Here is a 12,528-nt window from a genome sequence, read left to right on the forward strand (position 1 = left end):
TTGCCTTATTGTCATAATTTTTATTAACTGCCTTAACTGCTGTCTTAATTTACGAGGCTTTTTCGTCGGTAACATTGGTAACTCGGCGACAGCCTTGACCGCTGATTTGGCTAAAGCCGCCAGAGAGTTTTTCGACCTTAATTTGGGTTAGGATACGATCTTTTAACGCCTGTACGTGCGAGATAATGCCAATAAGTTTACCTTCTTGCTGCAAGCTGGTTAAGGTGTCGAGCGCAATATCAAGCGACTCTTCATCAAGCGTGCCAAAACCTTCGTCCAAAAATAGCGAGTCGACGCGGATGTTGTGACTGGCCATTTGTGATAGTCCGAGCGCCAGCGCTAAGCTGATAATAAAGCCTTCACCGCCGGAGAGATTTTTGGTACTGCGAATATCGCCGCCTTGATAGTTATCGATGACATTAAGCTCAAGGGGATTGCTGTCATCATGAATGAGCAAATAACGGTCACTCATTTTTTGTAGCTGAGTATTGGCATGGCTAATCATGACCTCAAACGTTAAGCCTTGGGCAAAGGTACGGTATTTCTTGCCATCAGCGGAACCAATGAGCGTATGTAGCTGTTGCCAAACTTGTAGTTTTTGTTTTTGCTCATTGATAGCAATGAGCTGTGCCGCTTGTTGGCCTTTTTGACTGTCGTTATCCTTAAGTTTTTGGTCAATCGCACCGATTTTTTGACTTAACTCATCAATATCTATTTGTATTTGATGGTGCTGGCCAGCAAGTATTTCTCGGTCCTCATCCGTCATAGGATTGGCAAGTTTTTGCTCTAACGCTTGCTGGGTGCTATCCAACTGTAATTTAGCTTGATGCAATGCATTATCAATCGCTAATTTACGTGTCTGTAGTGACTCACGCTCTTCTTTAGGCAGGCGGGCACTCACAAAAGCAGCTTCATCTACGAACTGTGATTCTGCGAGCAAGTTAGTAAATCCGCTTTGCTGCGTATTCAGTATAGACATCGCCGCCTGTAGCTCTGTGTCTAGCTGTTGTTCTCTAGCTGTTAATTGCTCTAGAGTCTGCTGTACAGTGTCTAGCTGCCTTTGTGCTACTACTTGCTTGGCTTTAGCCTCATCAACCGCACGGCGTAATTGATTTTCTTCATTGTCTGTATTTTTATCTGCAAAAATCTCTTTTCTATCTTGCTTTAATTGTTCGATAGCATTGGTTTTATGAGCAACTAAGTTCTCTAACTCTTTGAGCGCTGCTTCATCATTGCTAAGCTGTGCTTGCTTGGTTTCAATCTGCGCGGTCAAACTGCTTAAGCTATTGGTTAGCTGCTGCTGGCGGTTTTTCTGCTCATTAAATTGTCGTTTTAACTGGTTTAAAGCGCTGCGCTGTTGACGCAGTTTTTCAATATGACGGTCATAATCTGCGCTGTCTATTACCGTTTGCTCATCAAAACTATTACCCAATTGCTTAAGTGCATTAGATAAGTCTGCCGCATTGAGCGCTATAGTTGAGTTTAAGTGTTCTTTATATTTATCCGCTGGGTATTTATGCGTTAGAGATGAAACGGTGGTCATCAGGGGTGCCAACTCCGAGAAATTAGCGGCAATCTTATCTTTTATCCCATCAATCTTTTGTGAGTTAAGCTTGATGTCAGTTGTTAGATTATTAATATCGTGACTAACTGTTTGTTGCTGTTTTTCGTCGGTTTCGATGGCAGTACTGAGCTTTGCCGCACTCTCAGTTAAGTTGTCATATTCGACCACTATAATTTTAAGAGACTGTTTATGTTCAGTCAGATCATGTTTGGCGGTGTCTAATAAGGATAAGCTATGATCTATATTCGTGATGGTCGCATTAATATCATCGTTTATCTGAGTAAGAGGATTGATAATTGCTGCGATTGCTTCAGAGTAATCGTTCTTAGTCTCAAATAGTGAAGATAGGTAAGACTGAATATCGCCATATAATATTTCGGATTTCTGCTGTAGTGGGGCTAGCTGTTGTTGCTGGTTGTTAAGCGTTTCTTTCTTTGTAGCATATTCGATATTGTATGTTGATAAAGCCTGCTCAAGGTTATCAATAATGGTTTCTAGTTCAGCTATTTGCTGCTGAGTTTGTTGCGTCTTAGTCTGTTTTATTGTGGACGACTGGTTTTGCTTGGCATTGTCATCGATATTATTACTGTCTAATAACGGATGATGCTTACCATAAGGATGCTCATGCGCGCCGCATAACGGGCAGGGCGACCCATCTTCTAGCTCTGCTATGTAGTCTTCAAGCTTAGCGACCTTTTGTAGTAAATTCAGATGTTCTTGCTTTTCTTGCCTCTTGAGCTTAGCATCTTGAATATCTGACTGACGACTAGCAATGAGTTCTTCTAAGGTCGTTAATTCCTCGTTTAGCGTAGGTAGCGAGAGGTTAGTCTTTTTGATTTGGCGAGCAAGTTCAGACATCTGCTGTAATTTAAAGCTGGCTTGCGCAATATGATTGTTGATCTGATCCACTTGCTCTTGCTCGAAGCGCATACTCGCAAGCGACTGTTTTTCGATGAGTATTGCTTGCTGCTGTTGTACGCTGACCAATTGCTCGCGTTGCTCAGTTATTAACAACTTATCAGCATCTTGCTGCTTAGAGAGCTTATCGAAATGAGCTTGTAGCTTGCTTGATTGGTTGTCATGCGCAAGTTTATCCGCCGCTAAGCTGACATTATCTTCCAGCAGCACCACTAATCGGCGACAGCTGCTATCAAAGGTCGCCATATCTGTATCGAGATCGTTTAGCTCTTCATAATCGCTAAAATATTTTTCTATACTGCTAAGCTGAGCTTTGGTCTCTTGTTCTGTTTGTTTGTGGCTGGCTATTTCTTGGCGTAATCGTTGCGTATTATTGACTAAGACGTCTTTACGTTGATTGTCATCTTCCAAAGAATGGGATTGCTGTTTTATTTCAGCATCCAACTCGCGCGTTTTTGCAATGATAGGTAAGGTGGTCTGCAGATTGTCCGTGGCTTGCTTTTCAATGGTATTGATATTGTTTAAATGGGTCGTGGCTTGTGCCAGCGCTGCTTGCTGTGTTGGAATCTTATTAAGCAAATCTTGCTGCTCGAAACCCAACCTCTTGACCGACTCTCGGCTATAGCTAAGCTCTCGAAATTGACTATCAATCTCCAAGGCTTTATTAGCAATATCTAGGCGCTGCGCTTCTGGAGTAAAGGCTTGCTGAGCCTGCTGTGCCGCTGCAAATTCGGCCTGATAGGTCGATAGATTTTGTTGTAGCTGCTGTACATTATCCAGCCACTGCAGCTGCTCGCTCAGGGTTTTGAAAGTTTGTCGCTGTGTGCTTTGCTGTTGATTAAGGGTCTGTAGCTCTGCTACCAGTAGCTTTTCATCTTCAAGATTTAATAATGATAAACTATTAACGCCCGCTTGTAGCTTACCAAGCACTTCTTCTTCAAAGCGTTTCTTTTCATGGACGTTTAACGATATTTTGGCATAGATAGCAGTGCCCGTTATTTTCTCTAAAATGGCGGCTCTATCGCCGATATCAGACTTTAAAAACGCGGCAAAACTGCCCTGTGCTAGCATGATAGAGCGGGTAAATTGATTAAAATCCATGCCGATGAGGTCTTGAATGTAGGCGGAAGTCTTAGATTTTTTCTCTTCTAAAATCTTGCTGGTTTTGACCTCACTAATCTCATGCTTAATCGGTAATAAGTTGCCCTTGGCTTTTTTGTGGGCGCGATGCTGGTACCAGTAGCATTGATAGCGTTTGGAATCTATCTCGATGATAACTTCTGCCGAGCATTCCCCCGTACCTTGGGTCATGATTTCGTTCGTTGAGCCGGTAATATCACCCAATCTTGGCGTTTGACTATATAGTGCTAAGCAAATCGCATCCAAGATGGTGGTCTTGCCAGCGCCCGTCTGCCCAGTAATGGCAAAAATCCCTTCATTCAGAAAAGCCGGATCACTAAAATCAATGTGCCATTCGCCTTTTAGGGAGTTCAAATTTTTAAGTCGTAGTTCAATCAGTCGCATGGGTAGGTCTTATTTTTATATAGAACAGTTATAAAGAGAACAGTGATGAAAAGTGAAGAAGTTGTTGGCTGGCATCCAAAATGCGCTGCTATTATTCGGCCTGAGTATCTTCATGACGCAGGTTATAAACGATTTGATCATAGGCGTCACGTAAGGATGATTTTTGCTCATCAGGAATATTGTGAGCAATTAAGCAGCGCTCAAATACTTCTTCCTCATTTAAATCTTGTAGGGTCTCAGAGATTTGCTGTTGGTTCAAAACTTTATTATAGGTGCGCGTGTTTTTAATTTTTAATACTTCACACGGCAAACCATCTACCATCGCCTGAATATGCTCACGCAACTCGCTGACCACCTCATCACCCGTATAAATAATTTCAAGCCAAACAGATTCTGTTGCATCAAGAGCTTGAATGGTTTTATCGATAGTCTTATTAATAGACTCCAGATCACCTGAGATTTGCGCCAATTTTTGGAATTTTGGAATGGGTAGGGAAACCACTTGCATCTGACGTGACTCATCATCATGCAGCAGTTGATATGCTAACTTAGCACCTGTTTGAGTTAAACCTTCTTCAACCGTGCTTTCTTCCTTTACATCACTTTCTACTGAGTCATCAAAGTCAAACAAGTCATCTATAAAACCAGTTGACCGACTTGCTACTTTTTTAGCGGCTTTTTCTACCGATTGTTCAATCTTAGTCACTGTATTAGTAAGCTTAGGCATATTGCTTTCAGATGTACTATTTGACGCTGCTTTTTGATTGCTAAAATCATTTTCTACTGCGCCAAACTGTACCAGCAATACTTGCTTTTGTTGCTTGGCCTCACCAAAGCCCATCGCAATAGGCGAGCCTGAATAGCGGATATGCTCACAGCCGCCGACGCGCTGCGGTACGTGCAAATGCCCAAGTGCCACATAATCAAAGCCTTCATCGAACATATCAGCAGAAATCTTGCCGAGTGAGCCGACATAAAGCTCACGCACACCATCGTCATCCGTAGTCTGACCACCAGCCGCAAATAAATGCCCTGTGGCTATGATAGGAATGTGCCGTTGGTTTGCTTCGGCTAATTCGGCTTGCTTGGCTTTAGCAATCCTAGCGACTTCATCGTAGTGGGCACGAATGCCGTTTATGACATTGGCGTCTTTGCTATCTGCGGACTCGCCAGCGCTGCTACTGCGGACATCTCTATCACGCAAATAAGGGACAGCGACGATGATGCAATGCGGTGTACCATCTGCATCATCTAAAACAAGGATTTCATCGTGTAAATCTTCACAAGCAGTACCGATGACATGCACGTTTAAGAATTTAAGCACATTACTTGGGGCGTCCAAAAAAGTAGGGGAATCATGATTGCCCGCGACGATGACGATATGTTGGCAGCATGATTTTGAGACCCTACCTAAAAACTCATAATAGAGTGCTTGGGCGCGATTACTTGGGGTCATGGTATCGAAGATATCGCCTGCGACGATTAATACATCTACTTGCTGCGCGCTAATGGTGTCTTGTAGCCAACTTAAAAAGGCTTCAAATTCCTCATAACGCATGCGGCCATAAAGCCTGCGTCCCAAATGCCAGTCAGAAGTATGCAGTATAGTGAGAGGTTTGGTAGGCATAAACTTGGTATCAGCAGGTATGGACATAGTTGAGCTTTAGGATATTTAGTAGAAAGTAGTCATTCTAGCAAGATTTGCTTTGGTTTTCTCTGTTAGTGTCTGGTTTAAAGTAAGCATTGGCTTAGTAGCTATTTAGTATTTAGTACCTATTTGGAATAAAAAAGAACCATTAGGCCGAAGCTCAATGATTCTTTTTTTAGCAATCTAGATATAAATTTATACTACTGAGCATAGATATAAACTAATTAATCACCAACTGTTCCAAACCATTATCAGCCGCTGCCAAATTAGCCACCATTGATAATGCATGGGCCTGCTGGTTAGCATCAGTATGTCCTTCTTTTGGTGTAGCAGCTGTACCGCCACGCAACCAATTGTTTGCGGTGTCACGGGTGTTTCGATTATGCTGCTTATTTTGCAGGTTATACCAAGCCAAATCGTGATGTAGCGCGACGACATCACCCATAATGAGTAAAGCTGGCGTGGGTAGCTGATTTTGTTCTTGTAATTCAACGATATTAGCAAGCGTACCAGTCAATACTTGCTGGTTTGGCATACTGGCATTAGAGATGATAGCGATTGGCGTATCGGCACGACGACCAGCATCAATCAAGCCTTCAGTCAAACGCGCCAGCGAATGCAGACCCATATAGAACACCACGGTTTCGTCAGTATTTAAAAAGCTCTTAAAGTTGCTATTGGGCGCGCCAGCCTTTAAGAAGCCAGTGACAAAACGCACGGATTGTGAATGGTCACGGTGAGTGAGCGGAATACCTGCATAACTGGCAGCGGCGTTAGCAGCGGTGATACCGGGAACGACTTGATAAGGTACGCCGTGCGCACGTAGGCTTTCAATCTCTTCGCCGCCACGTCCAAAGATAAAGGGATCGCCACCTTTTAAACGTACTACACGGCGACCTTCTTTTGCACTATTGACCAACAGCTCATTGATACCAAGCTGAGCGACCGCATGGTTGCTACGCTTTTTACCGACAAATACTTTATCGGCATCGCGGCGGCATAAGTCTAATACTTGCGGTGATACTAGCGCATCGTAATAGACAATATCGGCTTGCTGCATTAAGCGCAGCGCTTTAAACGTAAGCAGCTCTGGATCGCCGGGGCCTGCACCGACGATATACACTTCGCCGATAGGCGTTTGCTTAGGCGATGTTGATGGATGTTCGATATGTTGTAGCTGATCTATTGTATCGGTGGTTGATACAGACGAAGACTCTGTTTGTAATGTTTGGGTGTCGGCGCTGCTGGTTTTAATTTTAGCAGCTGTTTCATCCAAGTCGGCTTTTAGTTGCGCGGCGGCTTGGGTTTCGTTACCCGCAAACATCAGCTCACTGACTTGACCTTCAAAAGCACGCTCCCAAAACTGCCGACGACCCGTTAAGGTTGGAATCTTGCTTTTTACCTCAGTACGGAAGTCGCCTGCTAGTTTGGCCAATTTTCCATAGCCTTGCGGAATCAAAGTTTCAAGCCGCGCCCGTAATAGACGTGCCAGCACCGGCGCTTTGCCATTGGACGAGATACCAATCACGATAGGATTGCGGTCGACGATGGCGGGGAAAATAAAATCACAGAGTGGCGGGGTATCGACGACGTTCACTGGAATATTGAGTTCCGTAGCATCAGCGTGGACTTGATGGTTAAGCATTTCGTCATCGGTCGCGGCAATGATAACGCGCGCGCCTGTCATATAGGTTTTATTATAATTATCATAGATAAGTTGGTGCTTGCTATCTGATAGTAAAGCTTGTATCTCAGCACTGATACTTGGTGCAAGGACAGTGATACACGCACCAGCGCGGCTGAGCAAGTCAGCCTTACGTAGCGCCACATCGCCGCCGCCGACGATCAGCACTTTGCGGTCTTCTAATTTAAAAAACAGTGGAAAGGTGTTCATAGCATCACCAGTTATTCATTAAGTTGAAATATGTTGCCATTATGAGGTATCAGGCTGCGCGTCTCACCTAGTGTATTGGCATTAGCATATTCGTTTTTGTCATGTTAGTGAGGGTTTTTGGGTGAATCTGGAATAGGTAAGGACATAGTCAAAATATACTAAAAACGCTATGGTATCGCTGAAATCAATTTTTTGTCGCCTCTTCTGCGTAGGCACAGCAAACAAGAATAATGAATATCAGCATTGCGTCATGTATTCATGTATAGATATGACTTTTCACTCACCAGCTATTCTAATTTTTTCGAAATAAACTGAACGAAAATAAAAAAACACCTCTTATATTTAAGAGGTGTTTTGGTTATAAATCTACTGAAAATTACAGCTGAGTATGCAAACCACACTCACGGCTTTCTTCTACTTTCGTTGGATCAAAGTAGTCATGCTCGTTAGGTAAGTTATGCTCGTCCAAGTATACATCTAGATCTGCATCTGTTTTCTCAAATAATGGGGCTACTTTTAGTACGCCATCTTTTGATAGGCTGAGTACATCAAGACCTTGGCGGAATTCGGTTTGATCTTTACGAATGGCGTTGAACCAAACGTCAGGCTTTAGCTCATCTAGTGCACGACGGAATGGCTCAAGTTTCACTTGTTCTGTAAATTCATCATGCTGTGGGTTATCAATCCCTGGGATGCCATTCATCGTGGCATCACGATGCGCCGCCGTTTGCTTAGGGATATAGGTAACGACATTAAGATCTAAGTCTTTGATCACTTTATTAGCAAAACGATAAGTGGCGTCCGTGTTATAACCAGAATCTACCCATAATACGGTGATATCAGGACGTTGCTTGGCAACTAAATGCAAGATAGCCGACTCGTAAGGGCGGAAGTTGGTGGTAATGATAGGGTTTTTAGCCTGACTGAGTGCCCATTCAACGATTTGCTCTGGTGATTTTCCTTGTAGCGCTTGGTTGGCTTGATCAAGGTCTAGATCTGGGTGTAATTGACTCATAATATGTTCCTTAATGGTGGTTAATAATTTAAATGCATAAAGTTAAAGATGATAAAAAAATTAAGTATTTAATAGTAATCGTAGGCTGGGTTTTTAACCCAGCTGTGAAAATTTATAAAAGTAAAATGCTGGGTTAAAAACCCAGCCTACAAAAATAGGTCGTTGCTGTCATAATTTAAATTGAAATAATACAAATTAGGCGTCCGCAAACATCGGTAAGTCGGCGGCGTTGCGACCGTCATAACTGCTAGCCAGCGCGTTAAATGCTTGGCTGATGTCGGAGATGGACTGTAGGTCATGCTCGCTTATCATAAAACTGTCCGCGCCCGCACGTAGTAGGTAGGCAATTTGGTCACGCCCAAACTTGCCAGCCATACGAATCTCGCCTTGGTAACCGATCTGGCGTAGGGTCTGGGCAAAGCTAAAGCCGCGTCCATCGGTGAACACTGGCACATTAATCACAATTAAATCTTGCTGCAATAAAAACTCTGGTATGCGAGTTAGCACTTCCGTATCGCTATTCGATGTCACCCAGACACCAAGATTGCTGGTATGTTGAGCGAGTAATTCATACACCTCTTGCAATAGACCGCCAGCAATATTGCCCTTAGTATCCAATAAATCGCTAAGCGGTAAGAGCACATCGAGCTTTTCTTGCTTTTGTAAAATTTCGAGCAATGATATGTGGGTCAGTGCGATACCATCTGGTAGATCGTTAGTCGTCAGTACATGCCAAGTATCGTTTTGACTGATGTCCACAGCCTCGCTATTGAAAAGATGATGATTACCCATAGACCTTCTCCTTAAAGGGTGCAAGGCCAATACGATTGATCAGCTCACCAAAGCCTTCTACCTCATTCTCATTAGCCACGCGTTGCTCTAGATAGACGTCTACTATCTTTTGTATCGTCGTCGCGACATCATCAGATGGCACCGCTTTACCCAATATCTTGCCGATTTTGGCGTCGTTACTAGAGTTTCCGCCGAGGCTGATTTGATACCAGTATTCGCCTTTTTTATCGACACCAAGGATACCGATATCGCCGGTATGATGATGCGCACAGGCATTCATACAGCCAGACATATTGAGGCGGATTTCACCCAAATCATAAAGATAGTCGAGATCATCAAATTGCTTTTCGATTTGTTCAGCGATATTGTGGGTTGTGGCATTGGCGAGCGAGCAAAAGTCCCAGCCTGGGCAGACGATCATATCGGTGAGGGTATTGATATTTGGACGGGCCAAATGTAGCGCAACCAACTGTTGCCATAGCTCGTATAAGCGGTTGGTTTGTACATCAGCGAAAACCAGATTTTGCTGATAAGTACCACGCAATTCACCAAAGCTATGTTCATCAGCGAGGTCGGCGAGGGCGTCCATTTGCGACTCACTGATATCACCTGAAGGCACGTACTTACCATTGACCAACCCTGCTTTTAACGAAATCACCACGGCGCGATAACCTGCGATTTTATGGGCGACCGTATTTTGGTTATACCAATTGGCAAAGTCTTTATCAGCGTTTAATTGCTGCTGCAAGTCCGACTGTACTTGGAGCGCATCAAAGCTTAGATAATCAGGTTCGGTAAAATAACTACTGGCTTTGTCAAAGCTGGCATCGGTTAGAGTTAATGAGCCATCTTTGGTGTGTGCTTCCCATTCAGCGTCGACCAGTTTAGCAAAGGCAGGACCGCCCATGCTCTCGACTAATATTTTGATACGCGCTTTGAATTTATTATCGCGGCGACCATGCAGATTATAGACGCGCAAAATCGCATCTAAATAGCTGAGTAAATGATGGCGTGGTAAAAATTTATTAATGGTTTTGCCAATCACTGGCGTACGTCCAAGCCCGCCACCAACAATCACCTCAAATCCAAGCTCGCCTTCTTCATTGGCTTTTAAATGCAGTCCGATATCATGCACCTGCGTCGCTGCCCGATCATTGGCGGTACCAATGACGGCAATCTTAAATTTGCGCGGTAAAAATGCAAACTCAGGATGAAAGGTTGACCACTGGCGAATAATCTCACAATAAGGACGTGGATCAGCAATCTCTTCTTTATGAATACCGGCGTAAGGGTCAGTGGTGGTATTACGAATACAGTTGCCCGAAGTCTGAATGGCATGCATCTGTACCGATGCCAGCTCCGCCAAAATATCTGGCACTTCTTCAAGTTTTGGCCAGTTCAGCTGCATATTGGTACGAGTGGTAAAGTGTCCGTAACCTCTGTCATATTTGCGGGTAATCTCGGCGAGCTTACGCAATTGATAGGTTGCCAGCAAGCCATATGGAACCGCAATACGCAACATCGGCGCATAACGCTGGATATAAAGACCGTTCTGCAAACGCAGCGGCAAAAATTGCTCTTCTGGCAGCTCGCCTGCCAAAAACCGTTCGGTTTGGTCGCGAAATTGGGCGACTCGTTCTTCTACCAAGGTTTGGTCAGCATAATTATATTGGTACATGACGTAATCTCAATAATGATAGACGTATATGATAGCTTAAAAACTGCTCAGTGACAGTTTAGTTTAGCTTAGCGTCACATCATATAAGCTATAGCGTTAAAACATAAATTCCTATAAGTCATATCCATATCCAAAGTCAGCATAAATTTTCATAACGAAAATTCGGTAGCCTATGCGTATTCTATTTATAACCCATTTACTCAGCTTTCTCACTCATCATTAAGGTTTTAAATTAATATGACATCTTCAGTCCCCAATCAAGCAGCCTCAAAACTAGTACCCCCTCATGGTAGCGACACCCTAAAGCCACTATTATTAAAAGGTAAAGCACGCGAAGAGGCTCTAGAACTTGCCAGCACTTTGCCGACTATCACGCTAAGCTCACGTGAGCGTGGTGATTTGATTATGCTTGGTATTGGTGGCTTCACCCCGCTAAATGGCTTTATGAATCAAGCCGATTGGCAAGGCGTTGTTGACAACATGCGTCTGCAAAGTGGTGAGAATGCTGGCTTGTTTTGGCCAATCCCCATTACTTTATCTGCTCCAAGAGCACTGACCGATACTTTGAGCCAAGGTGATAAAGTGGCTTTGGTCGCGGATGATGGGGAAGTGATGGGCATCATTACTGTCGAAGAAACTTATGATATCGACAAAGACCATGAGTGCCAGCAAGTCTTTACCACAACTGATCCTGAACATCCGGGCGTGCAGCAAGTCCTGAACCAAGGCGAAGTCAACATCGCAGGTCGCGTCGAAGTACTAAGCGAAGGCGAGTTCCCCGCCTTATACCCAGAGATTTATAAAACGCCAGCTGAGACGCGCGAGATATTGGATGCCAAAGGCTGGAAAACAGTCGCCGCCTTCCAAACGCGTAACCCTATGCACCGCTCACACGAATATCTGGCCAAGATTGCGATCGAGATTTGTGATGGCGTACTGATTCATTCGCTACTCGGCGCATTAAAACCAGGAGATATCCCAGCTGAGGTACGCCAAGAAGCCATTAAGACCTTGATTGATAATTATTTCAGAGCTGATACCGTGATCCAAGCAGGCTATCCGCTAGACATGCGTTATGCCGGTCCGCGTGAGGCGCTACTGCATGCAGTATTCCGTCAAAACTACGGTTGTAGCCATCTGATTGTTGGTCGTGACCACGCTGGTGTCGGCGATTATTACGGTGCCTTTGATGCGCAGACTATCTTTGAATATGTTGGTAAAGACGACCTTATCACTCAGCCGTTAAAAATTGGCTGGACCTTTTGGTGTAATGCTTGTAATGCGATGGCATCAGACAAGACTTGCCCGCATGATGCAAGTGAACACGTTAAGGTATCAGGTACTAAGCTACGTAAAGCCTTATCAGAAGATGAGGATGTGCCAGACAACTTTAGCCGTCCAGAAGTTTTGCAGATTTTGCGTGATTACTACGCTGGTATCGCTCGTGAAGAGCGTGCAGAGATCAAACTTACTGGCGCATCAGCCGTATAATTAA

The 12,528-nt window shown here is 44.0% G+C and carries 7 protein-coding genes; 1 reads left to right on the forward strand and 6 read right to left on the reverse strand.

The genetic code is table 11. The features are described 5' to 3' along the window. Positions 1-49 precede the first annotated feature (49 nt). The 6 genes from ACSUPM_RS06810 to ACSUPM_RS06835 all read right to left on the reverse strand — a co-directional run bounded on the left by ACSUPM_RS06810 (position 50) and on the right by ACSUPM_RS06835 (position 11,033). Complete coding sequence (locus ACSUPM_RS06810) at positions 50-4,006, reverse strand: AAA family ATPase (protein ID WP_436880298.1); 3,957 nt, start codon at positions 4,004-4,006, stop codon at positions 50-52. Positions 4,007-4,097: 91 nt separating this feature from the next. Further along, positions 4,098-5,633: an exonuclease SbcCD subunit D C-terminal domain-containing protein gene (locus ACSUPM_RS06815; RefSeq protein ID WP_436880321.1), complete on the reverse strand. Its 1,536-nt coding sequence runs from the start codon at positions 5,631-5,633 to the stop codon at positions 4,098-4,100. A 241-nt stretch (positions 5,634-5,874) separates the two neighbouring features. Then, positions 5,875-7,548 (reverse strand): uroporphyrinogen-III C-methyltransferase, encoded by a 1,674-nt coding sequence (gene cobA, locus ACSUPM_RS06820; protein ID WP_201616499.1) that lies wholly within the window; start codon positions 7,546-7,548, stop codon positions 5,875-5,877. A 376-nt stretch (positions 7,549-7,924) separates the two neighbouring features. Further along, positions 7,925-8,563: a phosphoadenosine phosphosulfate reductase domain-containing protein gene (locus ACSUPM_RS06825; RefSeq protein WP_201576718.1), complete on the reverse strand. Its 639-nt coding sequence runs from the start codon at positions 8,561-8,563 to the stop codon at positions 7,925-7,927. Positions 8,564-8,758: 195 nt separating this feature from the next. Then, a complete protein-coding gene (locus ACSUPM_RS06830) occupies positions 8,759-9,355 on the reverse strand; it encodes a DUF934 domain-containing protein (RefSeq protein ID WP_201576716.1) in 597 nt (198 codons plus the stop codon). Continuing rightward, positions 9,348-11,033, reverse strand: a complete 1,686-nt coding sequence (locus tag ACSUPM_RS06835) for a nitrite/sulfite reductase (RefSeq protein WP_025652043.1) — start codon at positions 11,031-11,033, stop codon at positions 9,348-9,350. Before ACSUPM_RS06835 ends, ACSUPM_RS06830 begins: the two co-directional genes overlap by 8 nt. Before the next feature lie 237 nt (positions 11,034-11,270). Here ACSUPM_RS06835 and sat point away from each other — a divergent pair, with 237 nt between their 5' ends. Further along, on the forward strand, positions 11,271-12,524 hold the full coding sequence (gene sat, locus ACSUPM_RS06840; protein WP_025652042.1) for a sulfate adenylyltransferase: 1,254 nt from the start codon (positions 11,271-11,273) through the stop codon (positions 12,522-12,524). Positions 12,525-12,528: the final 4 nt, after the last annotated feature.

The organism is Psychrobacter okhotskensis, assembly GCF_965638355.1.
Taxonomy (GTDB): domain Bacteria; phylum Pseudomonadota; class Gammaproteobacteria; order Pseudomonadales; family Moraxellaceae; genus Psychrobacter; species Psychrobacter okhotskensis.